Genomic DNA, 16,310 nt, shown 5'->3' with positions numbered 1-16,310 from the left:
TGGAATTGTATCGAATGGCAGACGCTGCCGCCCTCGCCCACTCCACCCAGGCTCCGGCCCCGCGCGTGGTGCTGGACTCCAACATCTGGGTCGACATCCTGATCTTCGACGATGCGGTTGCGCGCCCGATCCGCGCTGCGCTGGAAGCCGGCCGGCTGGACGCCATCATCAGCCCCGCTTGCCGCGAAGAACTGCGCCGCGTGCTCGATTACCCGCAATTCGCGCATTACGCCGTTGACGCGCAAGCCGCCCTGGCGTGGGTCGATCGCGTGACACGGTCCGTTGCCGATCCTGAAGAAGCCGCCCGCACGCAAGGCGAAGCGTTCGTTCCGCGCTGCAAGGATCGCGACGACCAGAAATTTCTCGCGCTGGCCGATGCCGCCGGCGTGGCCTATCTCGTCTCTAAGGACCGCGCCGTACTCAAGCTCAAGCGACGCATGGCCAAGTATTGCGACGTGGCGGTGTTGCCGCCCAAGCAGTTCGCCGCGCTGGTCCAGTTGGAGACCGCTGCCCTTGCTGCCATCCCAAATCAAGCCTGAAGCCGTCTTGTCATGACCACTGTTGAATCGTTCGCGCCCATCGCACCCCCGCCGTCGCGGCTACCGAATGTCGGTACCACCATCTTCACCGTGATGTCGGCGCTGGCCGCGGAAAAACAGGCCGTCAACCTGGGCCAGGGCTTTCCGGATTTCGATTGCGACCCGCGCATCGTCGATGCGGTGTCCGATGCCATGCGCGCGGGCCTGAACCAATACCCGCCAATGACGGGCGTGCCCGCGCTGCGCCAGGCCATTGCCGCGAAGGTCGCCAATCTGTACGGCCACGCTTACGATGCCGACCGCGAGATCACCGTCACCGCCGGCGCCACGCAGGCGCTGCTGACCACGGTGCTGTGCTGCGTGCATCCGGGCGACGAAGTCATCGTCTTCGAGCCGACGTATGACAGCTACATCCCGTCGATCGAACTGGCGGGTGGCAAGGTCGTGCCGATCACGCTGAACGCGCCGGACTTCCGCATCCCGTTCGACACGCTCGCCGCGGCCATCACACCGCGCACGCGCCTGATCATGCTCAACACACCGCATAACCCGACCGGCACGGTCTGGCACGCGGACGACATGCAGAAGCTGGCCGAGATCCTGGCGCCCACCAACGTGCTGCTGCTCTCAGACGAGGTGTACGAGCACATGGTGTACGACGGCGTGCAGCATGCGTCCGTCGCGCGCATTCCGGAGCTGGCACGGCGCGCATTCGTGGTGTCGAGCTTCGGCAAGACGTATCACGTAACGGGCTGGAAAGTCGGCTACGTGGCAGCGCCCGCCGCACTCATGGCGGAGTTCCGCAAGGTGCACCAGTTCAACGTGTTCACCGTCAACACGCCAATGCAGCACGGCCTGGCGAACTACATGGCGGATCCGCGTCCGTATCTGGAGCTGCCGACGTTCTACCAGCGCAAGCGCGACCTGTTCCGCGCGGGGCTGGAGAAGACGCGCTTCAAGCTGCTGCCCTGCCAGGGCACGTACTTCCAGTGCGTGGACTACAGCGCCATCTCCGATCTGCCCGAAGCCGAGTTCGCCAAGTGGCTGACGAGCGAGATTGGCGTGGCGGCGATTCCCGTGTCGGCGTTTTACTCGCAGCCGCACGAATCGGGCGTGGTGCGCTTTTGCTTCGCCAAGAAAGACGAAACGCTCCAAGTTGCCCTGGAGCGTTTGTCGAAGGTGTGAGACCGTAAGACTGAAGCCGATCAGCGCTTGCTGGCGTAGTGCGCCAGCATCTGCTCCAGATTGGCCTTGCTGTCTGCCCGCACCTTCTGCACGTTCGGGTTCTCCGCCATCTTGGCCAGGTAAGGCTTGACGCCTTCGACCTGCGCCAGCAAGTCTTCACCGTAGATGATCTTGGTGGCCTGGCTGACCAGCGGGAAATGCACGATGGCCGCGCAGTCCGCAATGGTGAACGTGTCACCCGCCACGTATGGCGAGAACTTGAACAGCCTGGCCGCCGCCGGAATGTTCTTCTGCAGTTGCTCGCGCACCTTCACCTTCAGGTTTTCGCTGATCTTGCCGCCAAAGAATGCTTCGGGAAACAGCTGGCGCGCGACCAGCTCCAGGTGCAGCTCCAGGAACGTCACGATCTCCCGCACCTTGGCCGCCTTGAACGGATCGGCTGGGATCAGCGGATGTTGCGGGTAGCGCGCTTCCAGATAATCGATGATGACCTGCGATTCGCACATTCCACCGTCCTCCCCCACCAGATACGGCACCTTGTGCAGCGGCGACACCTCGCCGTCGGTCTGGTCCGGCCAGCGTAGCGATTCCTCAAACGCAATCCCCTTCTCCATCAGCGCGAGCTTGACCTTGTTGTAGTAGTTGCTCGCAGAAAAACCGTATAGCGTCAGCATGAAGCCGTCTCCTTGGTAATTTGGCCGTCCGTTATGGTCGGTGCGGATGCCAGAAATCGCACGCTCGTGCTATTTTAGCCAGACTTCTTTCGATCGCAGCGGATTTCATATGCAGACTATCGGGATTGTGGGCACGGGCGCCATGGGGCGCGGCATTGCGCAAATCGCGGCCCAGGCCGGTTTGCGCGTCAAACTGTTCGACGCTAACCCGCAAGCCGTGGAAACGGCGCGCGCGGCGCTGGCCGACACGCTGACCAAGCTGGCCGCCAAGGGCAAGCTCACAGCGGATGACGCCGACGCCACAATTGCCCGGCTCATTCCGGCCGGTGTCCTGACCGACCTGGCCGACTGCGATCTTGTGGTCGAGGCCATCGTCGAGAAGCTGGACGTCAAGCGCGACCTCTTCCGTCAGCTCGAAGACATCGTCCGCGCAGATGCCATCCTGGCGTCGAATACCTCGTCGCTGTCGATCACCGCGATTGCCGCGACATGCCAGCACCCCGAACGCGTCGCAGGCTTTCACTTCTTCAACCCGGTGCCGCTGATGAAGGTGGTCGAGGTCATCGACGGCCTGCGCAGCGCGCCAGCTACCGGTGACGCCCTTGCCGCACTGGCCAAGCGCATGGGCCACACCGCCGTGCGCTGCATCGACATGCCGGGCTTCATTGTCAACCACGCCGGGCGCGGCATGAACACCGAGGGCCTGCGCGTGGCCCAGGAAAGTGTGGCGGCGTATGCGGACGTCGACGCCATCATGCGCGAGCAGGCCGGCTTCCGCATGGGGCCGTTCGAGTTGATGGATCTCACAGGACTGGATGTCTCGCATCCGGTGATGGAATCGGTCTACCGCCAGTTCTACGACGAGCCGCGCTATCGTCCGTCGCAGATCACGGCGGTGCGCTTTGCGGGCGGCATCCTGGGCCGCAAGACAGGCGAAGGTTTCTACCGCTATCCGGAAGGGCAGAAGCAGATCCCCGCTGAGGCGCCTGCACCGTCTGCGCGCCCATCTTCGGTGTGGATCAGCCGCGCGCATGACGCCGGCCACGCCGCAGCGCAGCGCCTGTTGCTTGACCTGGGCATCACGCCCGAAGCAGGTTCGAAACCGTCCGCCGAAGCATTGATCATCGTCACGCCGCGTGGGCTGGATGCCACCGCCTGCGTAGCCGCCGAAGGGCTTGACGCACGCCGCACCGTGGCGCTCGACACGCTCTATCCGTTTGCCGCCACCAAGCGCCGCACGTTGATGACTACACCGGCCACAGATGCGGCCTACCGCGATGCCGCACACGGCCTGCTTGCCTCCGACGGGGTGCCCGTCACGGTGATCCGGGATTCCGGTGGTTTTGTCGCGCAGCGCATCGTCGCATGCATCGTCAACATCGCGTGCGACATCGCACAGCAGCGCATTGCTAGGCCCACGGACATCGATCTGGCCGTCACGCTGGGCCTCGGCTATCCGCAAGGGCCGCTGGCACTCGGCGATACGCTGGGCACGAACGCCATCCTGGAAGTCCTGCAGAACCTGTACACGCTCTATGGCGACCCGCGTTATCGCCCGAGCCCGTGGCTGCTGCGCCGCGCCCGTCTGGGCATGTCGCTGCTGACACCTGACGCCTGATGCCTGATTGCCGCTTACTCTGACGAGGCCGCCATGACCGCGCAATTACTCTCCAAACGCATCGGCTCGACGCTGGTGCTGACGCTGTCCAACCCTGACGCGCGCAACGCGCTGGACCCGGTGATATACACCGCGTCAATGGAAGCGCTCGACCGCGCCGCCAACGACAACGAGATCCGCGCCGTCATCTTCACGGGCGCCGGCAATGCCTTCTGTGCGGGCGGCAACCTGAACCGCCTGCTGGAAAACCGGAGCAAGCCGCGAAGCGTTCAGGAAGAAGGTATCGACGCGCTCAACCACTGGATCGAAACGATCCGCACGTTTCCCAAGCCGGTGATTGCCGCAGTGGAAGGCCCGGCAGCCGGCGCAGGCTTCTCGCTGGTGCTGGCGTGTGACTTTGCGATTGCCGCATCGGATGCGAAGTTCGTGATGGCGTACGTGAACGTGGCACTGACGCCGGACGGCGGCGGCTCCTGGCACATCGCACGCTTCCTGCCGCGTCCGCTTGCGAGCGAAATCATCATGCTCGGCAAGCCCGTTGGCGCAGAGCGGCTGGCGCACTTCGGCCTCATCAACGAAGTGGTCAAACCCGGCGAGGCGCTAGACCAGGCGTTGGCACTGGCGGAAAAACTCGCAGCGCAATCACCGCATGCCGTGGGCCGCATCAAGGGCCTGATCACCCACGCCGAAGACGCCTCGCTGCACGATCACCTCAAGGCCGAGCAGCACAGCTTTGTCGAAGCGCTGCACCACGCCGACGGCAACGAAGGCATCTCAGCCTTCCTGCAAAAACGCAAACCTCAATACCGCTAATTTCTGGCTCGCATGATTCCGTTCCCAACACCCCAGCGCCGGCGCGTCTATCTAATGCGTCATGGCGCCGTGACGTACTTTGACGAAACCGGCCGCCCCGTTCCGTCACCCGAGGCCGTGCCGCTCAATGAACTGGGCCGCAGCCAAACCACCGCTGCAGGCAAGATCTTCGCCGCCGAAAACATCGTCTTCGACCGCGTGATCGTCAGCGGCCTGCCGCGCACGGTGGAAACCGCGCAGCGTGTGCTGGCCGAGATACCCGCGATGCAGGAACGCGGCTTCACGCTTGAACACTGGCCCGAGCTGCAGGAGATCCGCGGCGGCAAGCTGGCGGAAATTCCGGAGCATGAACTCGCGCAAGCCTTTATCGGCGCATTTGAAGGCACGGTGTCGGAAGACCGGCGCTTCCTCAACGGCGAGAGCATCGGCGAATTTCTTGACCGGGTGATTCCGCCAATCGCCCAACTGCGCGCGCAAACCGACTGGGACACCGTGCTGCTGGTGCTGCATGGCGGCACCAACCGCGCGATCCTCTCGCACGCCATCACCGGCGGCGAGCGCGTGTTCTTCGGCAGCCTCGCGCAGACCGCCGGCTGCATCAATGTGCTCGATGTTGGCGATGCCCCGACCGACTGGGTGCTGCGCATGAGCAATTTCTCAGCGCCCTCGCCCACACATCTCGGCTCGCGGCTGACGACGATGGAGGTGCTGCTGCAGCAATACCTCCAGCATCGTCAACCGGCTGCCTGAATTTTCCAGACACACAACAAGATTCGGAGACACACCCATGGCACAGACGGACCAGCAGGATTTCTCGGCCTTCGAGGGCACGCGCCCGGTAGCGGATCAGCAGAAGTTCGACATTGGCGCGCTGGAAGCGTGGATGCGCGAACACGTTGAAGGCTTTGCCGGCCCGCTCACGGTGGAGCAGTTCAAGGGCGGTCAGTCGAACCCGACGTTCAAGCTGATCACGCCGTCGCGCACGTACGTAATGCGCGCGAAGCCCGGGCCGAAGGCGAAGCTGCTGCCGTCCGCGCACGCTATCGAACGCGAGTACCGCGTGATGGATGCACTGGCCAAGACCGACGTGCCTGTCGCCAGGATGTATGCGCTGTGTGAAGACGAAGCCGTGATCGGCCGCGCTTTCTACATCATGGAATTCGTGCAGGGCCGCGTGCTGTGGGATCAGGCCCTGCCAGGCATGGAGCCTGCCGAGCGCACCGCCATCTATGACGAGATGAACCGCGTCATCTCTGCGTTGCACACGGTCGACTACGCCGCCATCGGCCTGGCCGATTACGGCAAACCCGGCAACTATTTCGCACGCCAGATCGAACGCTGGAGCAAGCAGTACAAGTTGTCGGAAACCGAGTCGATTCCGGCCATGGACAACCTGATCGAATGGCTGCCGAAGCACGTGCCGCAGGAAGCCGAGGAAATCACCAGCATCGTTCACGGCGACTACCGCCTCGATAACCTGATCTTCCACCCGACCGAACCGCGCGTGCTGGCCATCCTGGATTGGGAGCTGTCGACGCTAGGCCATCCGCTGGCCGATTTCAGCTATCACTGCATGAGCTGGCACATCGAGCCGGGGCAGTTCCGCGGCGTGGCGGGTCTGGACTTCGCGGCACTGGGCATTCCCACGGAAGCCGAGTACATCCGCCAGTACGAAGAACGCACCGGCCGCCGCATCACGGGCGACTGGAACTTCTACCTCGCCTACAACATGTTCCGCATTGCCGGCATCCTGCAGGGGATCATGAAGCGCGTGGTGGATGGCACGGCGTCTTCGGCGCAGGCGCTGGAGGCAGGCAAGCGCGCCCGCCCGATGGCCGAACTGGGCTGGAAGTATGCCCAGCAGGCCGGCGCTTGACACTGCGCCTCACTCAGCCGCGGCGTTACTCGTACTCGCGCGCCGCTTCCAGCGGACCGGACATTGGCGCTTCCAGCTCCAGCACCACCCCGCCCGGCAACTGCACGAAGATCTGTGCGGCAGGCCGCGCGGGGTGTTTTCTGACCTGGTGCGGAATACCGCTTTGACGCACCGCGGCCAGCACGTCGGCGGCGTCTTTCCGGGTACGAAATGCGATGTGCGAGAACACCAGTTCCGGCGTGTCGCCCTCCTGCGTCACGAGGTGCACCAGCGCATCGTCGTTCTGGTACAGCCACGTGCCGGGAAACGGAAACGCCGGGCGCGGCCCCGGTTTCCAGCCGAGCACATCGGCGAAGAATTTCAGGATGGGCGCGTCTGCTGCCACGTGAAAGTTCACGTGGTCGAATGTCCAGTCGCTGTCAGGTGTCATAGCAAACCGCCTCCTTCAATGTCGATGATGGCGCCGGTCATGAAACCGTTGGTCATGGCCAGCAGATAGCCTTGGGCAAGGTCTTCCGGCGTGCCAACGCGGCCGACCGGCAAGCCGCTGCCGATACGCGCGAGCATGGCCTCGCGATCGGCCGGGGCGCCCCACACTTCCGTATCCACCACGCCGGGGCTGATCACATTGACACGGCGCGGTGCGAGTTCCTTCGCCAGATTCTTGGCGGCGGCTTCCACTGCAGCATTGATCGAGCCACGCAGCAAGCCGGTCGCCGTGGCCTTGCGAGAAAGCAGGCCAGAGGTGAGCGTAATCGATGCGCGTTCAGTCAGGTGCGGCAATGCGGCCTGCACCGCCATCAGCGCGGCAAAGAGCTTGGTGCCGAAGGCCTGCTCCAGGTCGGCACGTTGCAACGAAGCAAACGGCGGCGGGCTCGTGCGCGAACCGATGGTGATGACGAGATGATCGACCTTGCCGCTGTGCGACAACCTGGCTGCCTGGGCCAACGCGCCGGCCAACGAAGCCGTGTCGTTCGCATCCACGGCGATGCCCTGGATGCTGCTGCCTGCCTTGGCGGAGCGGCCCAGCACCGTCACGCGCGCCCCTTCGGCTGCCGCCGCGCGTGCCACCGCCTGCCCAATACCGGCCGTGCCGCCCAATACCACCACCGACTGGTCCAGCAGAGTGTTCGAAGTCATGCCAATGCTCCTTTGAGAAGAGGAAAGAAAAAACCGTCAATCGATTGGGGCCATTCTTTCATCAAACAAAAGCAAGATAATCTGGCTATGCTTTGATGATTCTCCAAATCTGCTTTGACAATGATCGCCCTCGACGACCTCCGCCTGCTGGTGCGCATTGCTGATGCCGGCAACCTTTCCGCCGCCGCTCGCCAGCTCGGCTGGCTGCCCGCCACAGCCAGCGCAGCGCTCAAACGTGTGGAGACCGAACTCGGCGCCCGCCTGTTCGAGCGCACCACGCGCAGCATGCGGCCGACCGAAGCCGGTCAGCGCTATCTCGCCTACGCAAGACAGGCGCTGGAGGCACTGGACGAAGGTGCGGAAAGTCTGGGGCAGGATCGCACCGAGCTGTCCGGTCCCATTCGCATTGCAGCCACATCAGACCTGGGGCGACACATCCTGCGCCCGTGGCTCGACGCCTTCTGCGATGAGCACCCCGGCGTGCGAGTCACGCTGGTGCTCGGTGACCGGCTGGCCGATCTGATGCGCGAAGACCTCGACTTCGCCCTGCGCTACGGACATCTGCAGGATTCGGCGCTGGTGCGGCGGCCGTTGGCGTCGCATCCGCGCGTGATCGTGGGGGCGCCCTCTTACTTCAAGCAGCATGGCCGGCCCGCACACCCGAGCGACCTGGCCGACCACCGCTGCCTGATCCTGCTGCGCAACGGCGAGCCCGTCACGCGCTGGCAACTCACGCACGCCAGCGGCCCTGCCCCGATCGACGTGCGCGGTGATTTCCAATGCGACGACGGCGCCGTGGTGCGTGACTGGGCGGTCGCGGGGCGCGGCCTGGCGTTCAAATCGTGGTTGGATGTCGCGCAAGACGTGAGCGCCGGCCGGCTGGAGGTGGCATTGCCGGCATGGAGCCATGCGCCCACGCCGCTGCAGCTTGTCGCCCTTGCACGCCGCCATCGACCAGCGCGGCTGACGGCATGTGCAGACTTTCTTGCCGCGCGCTTTGCGGAGTTCAGCGCGCGTTACCCGTTCGCTTCGGCAAAGGCGGCAACGGCATCGCCCAAGCCGGTCAAGTCGGCCAAAGCCAAGTCGGCCGTCACGGTGAATACGTAGGCGTTCTTATTGGTTGTTGCGGCGGCGCTGATTGCGTCTGCTTTTGCGTTCGTCAACGCCCATCGGCAAATGCGGCCGCCGCGTCATCCAGCGCCACCTCCGCCATTGCGGCGAATACGTGATCGCGCAGCCAGCGGCTGGCGGCATCCTGGTCGCTGTTCGTGTGCCAGTACAGGTACAGCTCCAGCGGCTGCACGTTGAACGGCAGCGGCAGCATCACGTTGCCATACGGTTCATTGGCGATGCGCGCATAGCGGATCGGCAACGTCGCGAGCAGGTCCGTGCAGCTCACCACACGGCAGGCGGCCGGGTAATGCTGGCAACGCAGCCGCACGCGCCGCTCATGGCCAAGCCGGCGCAGTTCCACATCTTCCAGCCCTGCCCCGCGACGCCGGGACGACACATGCACGTGTTCGCACGCCAGATAGCGCTCCAGCGTCAACGGCGCATTTGCAATGGGGTGGCCCGGGCGCGCCAGCACCACCATCGGGTCGGTCAGCAGCGGCGCATGCCGGATGGCCGGAGATGCCGGCACCAGAATGTCCGCAGCCGCGTCGATGGTGCCGGCCAGCAACTCGGTTTCGAGCTGGCGGCGGTCTCCACGCACGGTCGTCACGTCAATCCGCGGTGCCTCCTTGGCGATGGCCGCCATCAACGGCGGCAGCAGCGTGGCTTCCAGCGCATCGCGCATCGACAACGTGAAGCGACGCTCGCTCGTGGCGGGGTCGAAGCGCGTGCCCTCGCGCAAGGTGCGCTCGAAGCCCTGCAGCGCGGTGCGCACCTCTGCGATCAGCGTGCGCGCCAGCGGCGTCGGCACCATGCCCTGCCCGCGCCGCTCGAACAGCGGGTCGTCAAACAACTCACGCAGCCGCCCGAGCGCGTGGCTCACGGCGGGCTGCGTCAGGTTGAGCGTGCGCGCGGCCGCCGTGATGCCGCCTTCCGTGTAGATCGCATCGAAAACGACAAACAGGTTCAGGTCGACCCGGGATATATGCATGATATTGATGGACTGTAATCTACTAAATTCATTTCTCTTATTGTAGGCGAAGGCTTATTCTGCGGACACCACTTGGGAGTTGCGCCACGCGCCATGACCACCACCACCGATCTGTCCGTGCCGACGGGCTTCGTACTGCTGAACAAGCCGAGCCCTTTCCTGACGATGCTGGGGCCGGTCTATGCCCGCGGCATGGGGCCGACGATGGTGATGGGTTTTCATGTCGGCCACCACCACCTGAACCGGCGCGGCATCCTGCATGGCGGCGTGGTGGCATCGCTGGCCGATGCGGCGCTAGGCTATTGCCTGGCCGAGCCCGGCGAAGGTACCGGCGGCGCCCTGGCCATGTCCACCGCCAGCCTGACTGTGGATTTCATCGCCTCTGCTGGAGAAGGCGACTGGATTGAGATCACCCCGGAAGGATTGCGCACGGGCAGCAAGCTGGCTTTTGCGCAGGCACTCTTCCATCGCGGCGACCGGTTGATTGCGCGCGCGAGTGCCGTGTTTGCAGTGCTCGGCGGACGTATTTGACGCATGGCCGAGCCCGTCTGAACTGAGTTGATGGTTGCCCGTTCGAGGCGCTTGTTCGATGTACTGAGGAGACACCATGAATTTCGATTACACGCCCAAGGTCAAGGAAATGCAGGCGCGCCTGCTCGATTTCTTTGACCAGCACATCTATCCGAACGAGCACCGCTTCCACGAAGAAGTCGAAGCCAACCGCCGCGCCGGCAACGCGTGGATTCCCACCAAGGTCATCGAAGAACTCAAGCCGCTGGCACGCAAGGCCGGGCTGTGGAACCTGTTCCTGCCGCGCTCGCCGCGCGCGCCGGAAGGCCTGTCGAACCTCGAATACGCCCCGCTGTGCGAAATCATGGGCCGCGTGCCCTGGGCGCCCGAAGTGTTCAACTGCTCAGCGCCCGACACCGGCAACATGGAAACGCTGGAGCGCTACGCCTCGGAAGAACTGAAAGACCGCTGGCTCGAACCGCTGCTGCGCGGTGAGATCCGCTCGGCCTTCCTGATGACCGAGCCGGCCGTGGCCTCGTCGGATGCCACCAACATCGAATGCCGCATCGAGCGCCAGGGCGACGAATACGTCATCAACGGCCGCAAGTGGTGGTCGTCCGGCGCTGGCGACCCGCGCTGCGCCGTCTACATCGTCATGGGCAAGACCAACCCCGATGCCGGCCGCCACGAACAGCAATCGATGATCGTGGTGCCGGCCAATGCACCGGGCATCACCGTCACGCGTCCGCTGTCAGTGTTCGGTTTCGACGATGCGCCGCACGGCCACATGGAAGTCGACCTGAAAGACGTGCGCGTGCCGGTGGGCAACATCCTCCTGGGTGAAGGCCGCGGCTTCGAGATCGCACAAGGCCGCCTGGGCCCGGGCCGTATCCACCACTGCATGCGCAGCATCGGCGTGGCTGAGCGCGCGCTGGAACTGATGTGCAAGCGTCTGTCGTCGCGCATTGCATTCGGCAAGGCCATCGCACAGCACAGCGTCTGGCACGAACGCATTGCCGAAGCACGCTGCATGATCGAACAGGCTCGCCTGCTCACGCTCAAGGCCGCGTACATGATGGACACCGTCGGCAACAAGGTCGCCAAGGCCGAGATTGCGATGATCAAGGTCGTGGCTCCGAACATCGCCTGCCAGATCGTCGATTGGGCGATCCAGGCACACGGCGGCGGCGGCGTGTCGGGTGATTTCCCGCTGGCTTCGGCCTACGCGCACCAACGCACGCTGCGCTTGGCCGACGGCCCGGACGAAGTGCACCGCGCGGCCATCGCCAAGCTTGAACTGGCCAAGCATCTGCACCTGAAGGACGTTGCCGACATGCCGGTCACACGCGGCTCCTGACCTGCGGCACGGCTGTACCGTTCACTCCTTAACCCCGCCTTGAGCGGGGATTTTTTTGCCTCTGCCCGGCGTCTGCGCGTTTTTCGGTTCTGTGCTGGAATGGAACACTTTGCAGGCTGCTGGTGGCCTGCACCTCTCTTCCCGGCCAGAAGCCAAGGAGCCAACTCGATGATCGACGTCTATAGCTGGGCCACACCCAACGGCCACAAAGTGCACATCATGCTGGAAGAATGCGGGCTGCCTTACCGCGTTCACGGCATCAACATCGGCGCCGGCGACCAGTTCAAGCCCGACTTCCTCAAGATCAGCCCCAACAACAAGATCCCGGCCATCGTGGATCAGGACGGCCCCGACGGCAAACCCATCTCGCTGTTCGAATCGGGCGCGATCCTGCTGTACCTCGCCGGCAAGACGGGCAAGTTCATGCCCGACGACGTGCGCGGCAAATACGAAGTGCTGCAATGGGTGATGTTCCAGATGGGCGGCGTTGGCCCGATGCTCGGCCAGGCCCACCACTTCCGCATCTACGCGCCCGAAAAAATCGAATACGCGATCAACCGCTACACGAACGAAGCCAAGCGTCTGTATGGCGTGATCGACAAGCGCCTGAGCGAATCGAAATTCCTCGGTGGCGCGGATTACTCCATCGCCGATATTGCGACGTGGCCATGGCTGCGCAGCTGGAAGAACCAGGGGATCGAGCTGTCGGATTACCCGAAGCTGCAGCGCTGGTTCGAAGCCATTGAAGAACGCCCCGCCGTGCAGCGCGCGGTGAAGGTGCTGGCCAAGGAACGGCCGGCTGTGCAGGACGACAAGGCGAAGGAAATCCTCTTCGGCGCGACGCAGTACGAGCGGCGCTGATTCCGCTTTTTCGCATCGGAAAACAGGCCGCGTGATGCGGCCTTTTTCTTTTGGAAGTCGTCAATGCGGGGCCACGTTCAGGGGCCTAAACGGGCCGGTGCAGCGCTGACGCTCCGCCTGATTTCCCTCAACTGGTGGCACGCATATGCGCCGAAGACACTCCCTCGCAATCGCAGTTCGGCGCGGTATACGATGCGTACCGCGCTCGCGCGTGGCGCCTGATTCCGGGGCTCGACTGATGCCCTTCACCACCATCACCACCAAGCTGGGTTCGTTGTTGCGCGATTACGTGCGCGCCCCCGTCGGCCTGGTGGCGCAGGCGCTCTGGCGCTACCTGACGGAAGACGCCTGATCGCGTTACCGGGGCAATGCGAAGCACTGCACGTCCGGCGCAGTGTAGACCGTCGGATACGGCGACCGCGGCCCCGTCTGCAACCGCAGCGGCTGCGTCGCCAGTACTTCGGCCTCGTTACGCTCTCGCACTGTCAGCGGCTCCGGCGGCGGCCCGGGCAAGTGCACCGGTTGATTGACCGCACACCGCACGGGTTTCCCATCCGCCAGCCGTACATCCATCGTGTAATACGGCCCGACGATGGTCGGCGCACAGGCAGCCACGCCCAAGATCACCGTCATCAGCACCACAGAATGCAGCGCCTTCATCACCCACCTCCGCAACGCACCCGTGAGTGTTTTTGACTCAGCGCGGCACCCGCAAGTGCCGCAGTAAGTGCCGCAGCATCAGGCAGCCGCCGTCAGCATCCCCTGCTTTTCAATGAAGCGGATCACCTCATCCAGCCCACCCTGCGCCCGCAGATTGCACATCACGAACGGACGATCGCCGCGCATCTTGCGCGTGTCGCTCTCCATCACCTCCAGCGACGCCCCGACGTATGGTGCAAGGTCCGTCTTGTTGATGATCAGCAGGTCGGACTTGGTGATGCCCGGGCCGCCCTTGCGAGGGATTTTCTCCCCGCCCGCCACGTCGATCACGTAGATCGTCAGGTCCGACAGCTCGGGGCTGAACGTCGCCGCGAGGTTGTCACCGCCGGACTCAATGAAGACCACATCCGCATCCGGAAACTTGGAGAGCATGCGATCCACCGCTTCGAGGTTGATCGACGCATCTTCGCGGATGGCCGTGTGCGGGCAACCGCCCGTCTCGACGCCCATGATGCGTTCGGCGGGCAACGCGCCGGAGATCGTCAGCAGGCGCTGATCTTCCTTCGTGTAGATGTCGTTGGTGATCGCCACCAAGTCATAGCGCTCGCGCATGGCCTTGCAGAGCATTTCGAGCAGCGTGGTCTTGCCGGAGCCCACCGGGCCGCCCACGCCAACGCGCAGGGCTGGGAGTTTCTTGGTTCGCATGATGATCAGGTTCAGGATCGAAAGAGTCGTGAGTATTGCGTTTCGTGCCGGGCGGACAACACACCCAGCCCCGGTGAGAACGTAGACAGTTCAGGCGGATGACAGGCCGCACGGCGCGTGGCCTCCTCTACCGCACGCGCCACCGCAGTGTGCAAACCGAAGAGAATGCGTTGCCCGGCAGCCTGCCCGAGCGGCACGGCCTTGACTGCCGCCGCCATCTGGTTTTCCACCCATGCAAAGCAGTACGCCGTCACGCCGTCGTGCGGGTCGACATTCAGAGCGGCAGCGGCGGCGGCAAAGGTAGTCGGAAAGGTCACTGTCGCGCGCGCGGCCAATGCACTGCGCAGTGCGCCATCGCCCCACTCCAACTGCTGGATAAGTCGATTGAGCGACCAGCCCATCTGAGAGGTTTCCAGCCGCAGCTCGCGCGTCTCGCGGGTGGCAAGGAACCATGCATCGCGCTCGGCCACGGCATCAAAGCGCCCCGCCTGCCAGTCAGCAAACTGCAACAGCCACAGCGGCGCCTCGCAGGCCGCCAGCACGTCGAGCCCTTCCGCAATCCACGTCGCAGCCGACGCTTCATCCGCCACGTGCAGCACGTCCACCGCCGCTTCCAGCCCCTGCGAATAGCTGAACGCGCCCACCGGCAGCGCGGGGGACGCGAGATGCAGCAAGGCAGTGAGCTGCGCCGCGTTAGTCATGGCGATGGTGGTGATGACCGCAGCCGGGGCCGTGGACATGGCCGTCGTCGTGACCGTGGTCGTGCCCATGCGCGTGATCGTGGCTATGCGCGTGGTCACTCGCATGATCATGGTCATGCGAGTGACCGTGATCGTGTCCGTGATGCTCGTGATACAGCGCCTGCGCGGCCGCGTAGTCCTCTTCGAATGTCGCATCGTGGCCGTGCCGATGGCCGCCGCCGTATGCGCCCGCCTCGGGCTCGAACGGCGCCTCAACATGCGCGACGGTCACGCCCAGACGCACGAGCATGTCTTCGAGCACCGGATCAGTTTCGAGCTGCAGCGCATCTGCGCTGACCTGCACAGGCGTGTGGCGATTGCCGAGGTGATAGGCCGCCCGCATCAGCGCGAGGCGGTTGTCGCTCGTCACGCGCAGCACCTGCTCAGGTGCAGCCTGCACTTCCACCAGCGTGCCGTCTTCAGCAACCAGCACGTCGCCGCCACGCATGACGGTGCCGCGCGGCAGTACAACGGCCACGTCACGGCCATCGTCTAGGGTGGCGCGCAGGCGGCTGCGGCTGCGCTCCAGGAATGGGAGCACCAGCTTGGGCGCGCGCTTGACCAGCACGGAGGCCAGGCCATGCGGCGTGGGGAGATGTTTAGTGATGGAAAGCATCGTTGGAACCTATTCACAATCTCATGACGGCCCAGCTTGGAGCTGAGCCTGTCAAACATCGGGTTCTGAGCCCCGAACGTCGAGTTCTGAACCTCAATCGTCGGGCTCTGAGGCTCAATTGCCAAGCTCTGACACTCAATAGTGGGGCTCTGAACTCCGACTTTCACACTTTTGGTTTCGAATCCCGAGCATTGAGGGTCGAACGTCGGGCTCGGAGGTTGGAGCACGAGGCTTTTTGCATCGAGCATGGCCCTCGGAGGCCCGAAAAATTCTGCGTTTTTGCTTCGGTTGCGTCTCGTTTTGTCCTGATTGGGCCCTGCGGCCGAATTGCTTCGCTTCGTTGGCTCTTATTCGATATCTGGAGTATCGAATTTGAGGGTCAGAGGGTCGTGGTTGGGGGTCTGAGCTCGGAACGTCGGGGTCTGAGGCTCAGTTTTTCTCTTCCTCTGCCGGGGGCGGCTTGTTGGTTTGCTGTTGTTTCACCCCCTGCCGGGGGCGACTCACTTTCTTTGTCTTGCCAAAGAAAGTAAGCAAAGAAAGGCGCGCCCGAGATGGCGAAAGATTCCTTGAATTTATGTCGCAGAGAGGGAGGGGAGGCAAACTCGCTTCGCTCAAACAGGCCTCCCCTCTTTTTCCTCTCTGCAACAGAAATTCAAGGCGCCATCTAGGGCAAGGGGTAAAGCACACAATCTTCTGCCCGCACGCCACTCCGTTGTACGTTCTGAACCCTCGCACGCACTTCCACTTCCACTTCCACTTCCACTTCCACTTCCACTTCCACTTCCACTTCCACTTCCACTTCCACTTCCACTTCCACTCGCACTCGCACTCGCACTCGCACTCAACGAGCCCCGGCGCCCACCTCAGTTCCCCGCCGGTGTGGCCGTTGACGTTCCTGCCCTTGATGGCGCC

Annotated in this window: 19 protein-coding genes and 1 pseudogene; 11 read left to right on the top strand and 9 right to left on the bottom strand. The window is 63.8% G+C overall.

Annotated elements, in window-relative coordinates; genetic code table 11:
- The first annotated feature begins 14 nt into the window (after window positions 1-14).
- Window positions 15-539, top strand: a complete 525-nt coding sequence (locus DOD19_RS04945) for a putative toxin-antitoxin system toxin component, PIN family (RefSeq protein WP_112184379.1) — start codon at window positions 15-17, stop codon at window positions 537-539.
- 12 nt (window positions 540-551) lie between these two features.
- Window positions 552-1,724 (top strand): pyridoxal phosphate-dependent aminotransferase, encoded by a 1,173-nt coding sequence (locus DOD19_RS04940; RefSeq protein WP_112184377.1) that lies wholly within the window; start codon window positions 552-554, stop codon window positions 1,722-1,724.
- Window positions 1,725-1,744: 20 nt separating this feature from the next.
- Here the strand turns inward: DOD19_RS04940 and DOD19_RS04935 are convergent, their stop codons facing one another.
- A complete protein-coding gene (locus DOD19_RS04935; protein ID WP_112184374.1) occupies window positions 1,745-2,398 on the bottom strand; it encodes a glutathione S-transferase in 654 nt (217 codons plus the stop codon).
- Window positions 2,399-2,444: 46 nt separating this feature from the next.
- On the opposite strand from DOD19_RS04935, the gene DOD19_RS04930 reads away from it, so the two are divergent.
- The 4 genes from DOD19_RS04930 to DOD19_RS04915 are packed head-to-tail and all read left to right on the top strand — an operon-like array spanning window position 2,445 to window position 6,705.
- The gene (locus tag DOD19_RS04930) at window positions 2,445-4,016 is read left to right on the top strand and encodes a 3-hydroxyacyl-CoA dehydrogenase (protein WP_112184372.1); all 1,572 of its coding nucleotides are present in this window, start codon (window positions 2,445-2,447) and stop codon (window positions 4,014-4,016) included.
- A 33-nt stretch (window positions 4,017-4,049) separates the two neighbouring features.
- On the top strand, window positions 4,050-4,829 hold the full coding sequence (locus DOD19_RS04925; protein WP_112184370.1) for an enoyl-CoA hydratase: 780 nt from the start codon (window positions 4,050-4,052) through the stop codon (window positions 4,827-4,829).
- A 12-nt stretch (window positions 4,830-4,841) separates the two neighbouring features.
- The gene (locus DOD19_RS04920) at window positions 4,842-5,579 is read left to right on the top strand and encodes a histidine phosphatase family protein (RefSeq protein ID WP_024975326.1); all 738 of its coding nucleotides are present in this window, start codon (window positions 4,842-4,844) and stop codon (window positions 5,577-5,579) included.
- A gap of 37 nt (window positions 5,580-5,616) precedes the next feature.
- Window positions 5,617-6,705: a phosphotransferase gene (locus DOD19_RS04915; RefSeq protein ID WP_112184368.1), complete on the top strand. Its 1,089-nt coding sequence runs from the start codon at window positions 5,617-5,619 to the stop codon at window positions 6,703-6,705.
- 25 nt (window positions 6,706-6,730) lie between these two features.
- Here DOD19_RS04915 and DOD19_RS04910 read toward each other — a convergent pair whose 3' ends face one another.
- Window positions 6,731-7,135 carry a glyoxalase gene (locus tag DOD19_RS04910; RefSeq protein ID WP_112184366.1) on the bottom strand — a complete coding sequence of 135 codons (405 nt, stop codon included), beginning with the start codon at window positions 7,133-7,135 and terminating at the stop codon, window positions 6,731-6,733.
- On the bottom strand, window positions 7,132-7,845 hold the full coding sequence (locus DOD19_RS04905) for an SDR family oxidoreductase (RefSeq protein ID WP_112184364.1): 714 nt from the start codon (window positions 7,843-7,845) through the stop codon (window positions 7,132-7,134). The genes DOD19_RS04910 and DOD19_RS04905 overlap by 4 nt, the downstream gene beginning before the upstream one ends.
- Before the next feature lie 120 nt (window positions 7,846-7,965).
- Here DOD19_RS04905 and DOD19_RS04900 point away from each other — a divergent pair, with 120 nt between their 5' ends.
- The gene (locus DOD19_RS04900) at window positions 7,966-8,952 is read left to right on the top strand and encodes a LysR family transcriptional regulator (protein ID WP_024975322.1); all 987 of its coding nucleotides are present in this window, start codon (window positions 7,966-7,968) and stop codon (window positions 8,950-8,952) included.
- Window positions 8,953-9,004: 52 nt separating this feature from the next.
- Here the strand turns inward: DOD19_RS04900 and DOD19_RS04895 are convergent, their stop codons facing one another.
- Complete coding sequence (locus DOD19_RS04895) at window positions 9,005-9,949, bottom strand: LysR family transcriptional regulator (protein ID WP_024975321.1); 945 nt, start codon at window positions 9,947-9,949, stop codon at window positions 9,005-9,007.
- Between the two features lie 93 nt (window positions 9,950-10,042).
- Here DOD19_RS04895 and DOD19_RS04890 point away from each other — a divergent pair, with 93 nt between their 5' ends.
- From DOD19_RS04890 to DOD19_RS27840, 4 genes and pseudogenes are all read left to right on the top strand, one after another.
- Window positions 10,043-10,480, top strand: coding sequence for a PaaI family thioesterase (locus DOD19_RS04890; protein WP_024975320.1), 438 nt, complete (start codon window positions 10,043-10,045; stop codon window positions 10,478-10,480).
- Window positions 10,481-10,556: 76 nt separating this feature from the next.
- Complete coding sequence (locus tag DOD19_RS04885; protein ID WP_112184362.1) at window positions 10,557-11,816, top strand: acyl-CoA dehydrogenase family protein; 1,260 nt, start codon at window positions 10,557-10,559, stop codon at window positions 11,814-11,816.
- Window positions 11,817-11,984: 168 nt separating this feature from the next.
- Complete coding sequence (locus DOD19_RS04880; RefSeq protein ID WP_024975318.1) at window positions 11,985-12,677, top strand: glutathione S-transferase N-terminal domain-containing protein; 693 nt, start codon at window positions 11,985-11,987, stop codon at window positions 12,675-12,677.
- A 93-nt stretch (window positions 12,678-12,770) separates the two neighbouring features.
- Window positions 12,771-12,916: pseudogene (locus DOD19_RS27840) on the top strand (isoprenylcysteine carboxylmethyltransferase family protein); the annotation flags it as partial.
- A gap of 118 nt (window positions 12,917-13,034) precedes the next feature.
- Here the strand turns inward: DOD19_RS27840 and DOD19_RS04870 are convergent.
- From DOD19_RS04870 to DOD19_RS04850, 5 genes are all read right to left on the bottom strand, one after another.
- Window positions 13,035-13,337, bottom strand: a complete 303-nt coding sequence (locus DOD19_RS04870; RefSeq protein ID WP_037031508.1) for a hypothetical protein — start codon at window positions 13,335-13,337, stop codon at window positions 13,035-13,037.
- A 78-nt stretch (window positions 13,338-13,415) separates the two neighbouring features.
- A complete protein-coding gene (gene ureG, locus DOD19_RS04865) occupies window positions 13,416-14,042 on the bottom strand; it encodes an urease accessory protein UreG (protein WP_009241038.1) in 627 nt (208 codons plus the stop codon).
- Window positions 14,043-14,053: 11 nt separating this feature from the next.
- A complete protein-coding gene (locus DOD19_RS04860) occupies window positions 14,054-14,743 on the bottom strand; it encodes an urease accessory protein UreF (RefSeq protein ID WP_112184391.1) in 690 nt (229 codons plus the stop codon).
- On the bottom strand, window positions 14,736-15,398 hold the full coding sequence (ureE, locus tag DOD19_RS04855; RefSeq protein ID WP_112184360.1) for an urease accessory protein UreE: 663 nt from the start codon (window positions 15,396-15,398) through the stop codon (window positions 14,736-14,738). Before ureE ends, DOD19_RS04860 begins: the two co-directional genes overlap by 8 nt.
- 664 nt (window positions 15,399-16,062) lie before the next feature.
- Entirely contained in the window at window positions 16,063-16,227 is a 165-nt protein-coding gene (locus DOD19_RS04850) for a hypothetical protein (RefSeq protein WP_162634345.1), read from the bottom strand.
- Window positions 16,228-16,310 lie beyond the last annotated feature (83 nt).

This window comes from Ralstonia sp. GX3-BWBA, from assembly GCF_003290055.1.
Lineage (GTDB): Bacteria > Pseudomonadota > Gammaproteobacteria > Burkholderiales > Burkholderiaceae > Ralstonia > Ralstonia holmesii.
Note: the sequence above shows the minus strand (reverse complement) of the source record. Positions and strands in the feature narration are given on the sequence as shown.

Excerpts from the sequence above, each read along its gene's own strand:
- DOD19_RS04945 (WP_112184379.1), top strand. The coding sequence starts at position 15 with ATGGCAGACGCTGCCGCCCTCGCCCACTCCACCCAGGCTCCGGCCCCG.
- DOD19_RS04940 (WP_112184377.1), top strand. The coding sequence starts at position 552 with ATGACCACTGTTGAATCGTTCGCGCCCATCGCACCCCCGCCGTCGCGG.
- DOD19_RS04935 (WP_112184374.1), bottom strand. The coding sequence starts at position 2,398 with ATGCTGACGCTATACGGTTTTTCTGCGAGCAACTACTACAACAAGGTC.
- DOD19_RS04930 (WP_112184372.1), top strand. The coding sequence starts at position 2,445 with ATGCCAGAAATCGCACGCTCGTGCTATTTTAGCCAGACTTCTTTCGAT.
- DOD19_RS04925 (WP_112184370.1), top strand. The coding sequence starts at position 4,050 with ATGACCGCGCAATTACTCTCCAAACGCATCGGCTCGACGCTGGTGCTG.
- DOD19_RS04920 (WP_024975326.1), top strand. The coding sequence starts at position 4,842 with ATGATTCCGTTCCCAACACCCCAGCGCCGGCGCGTCTATCTAATGCGT.
- DOD19_RS04915 (WP_112184368.1), top strand. The coding sequence starts at position 5,617 with ATGGCACAGACGGACCAGCAGGATTTCTCGGCCTTCGAGGGCACGCGC.
- DOD19_RS04910 (WP_112184366.1), bottom strand. The coding sequence starts at position 7,135 with ATGACACCTGACAGCGACTGGACATTCGACCACGTGAACTTTCACGTG.
- DOD19_RS04905 (WP_112184364.1), bottom strand. The coding sequence starts at position 7,845 with ATGACTTCGAACACTCTGCTGGACCAGTCGGTGGTGGTATTGGGCGGC.
- DOD19_RS04900 (WP_024975322.1), top strand. The coding sequence starts at position 7,966 with ATGATCGCCCTCGACGACCTCCGCCTGCTGGTGCGCATTGCTGATGCC.
- DOD19_RS04895 (WP_024975321.1), bottom strand. The coding sequence starts at position 9,949 with ATGCATATATCCCGGGTCGACCTGAACCTGTTTGTCGTTTTCGATGCG.
- DOD19_RS04890 (WP_024975320.1), top strand. The coding sequence starts at position 10,043 with ATGACCACCACCACCGATCTGTCCGTGCCGACGGGCTTCGTACTGCTG.
- DOD19_RS04885 (WP_112184362.1), top strand. The coding sequence starts at position 10,557 with ATGAATTTCGATTACACGCCCAAGGTCAAGGAAATGCAGGCGCGCCTG.
- DOD19_RS04880 (WP_024975318.1), top strand. The coding sequence starts at position 11,985 with ATGATCGACGTCTATAGCTGGGCCACACCCAACGGCCACAAAGTGCAC.
- DOD19_RS04870 (WP_037031508.1), bottom strand. The coding sequence starts at position 13,337 with ATGAAGGCGCTGCATTCTGTGGTGCTGATGACGGTGATCTTGGGCGTG.
- ureG (WP_009241038.1), bottom strand. The coding sequence starts at position 14,042 with ATGCGAACCAAGAAACTCCCAGCCCTGCGCGTTGGCGTGGGCGGCCCG.
- DOD19_RS04860 (WP_112184391.1), bottom strand. The coding sequence starts at position 14,743 with ATGACTAACGCGGCGCAGCTCACTGCCTTGCTGCATCTCGCGTCCCCC.
- ureE (WP_112184360.1), bottom strand. The coding sequence starts at position 15,398 with ATGCTTTCCATCACTAAACATCTCCCCACGCCGCATGGCCTGGCCTCC.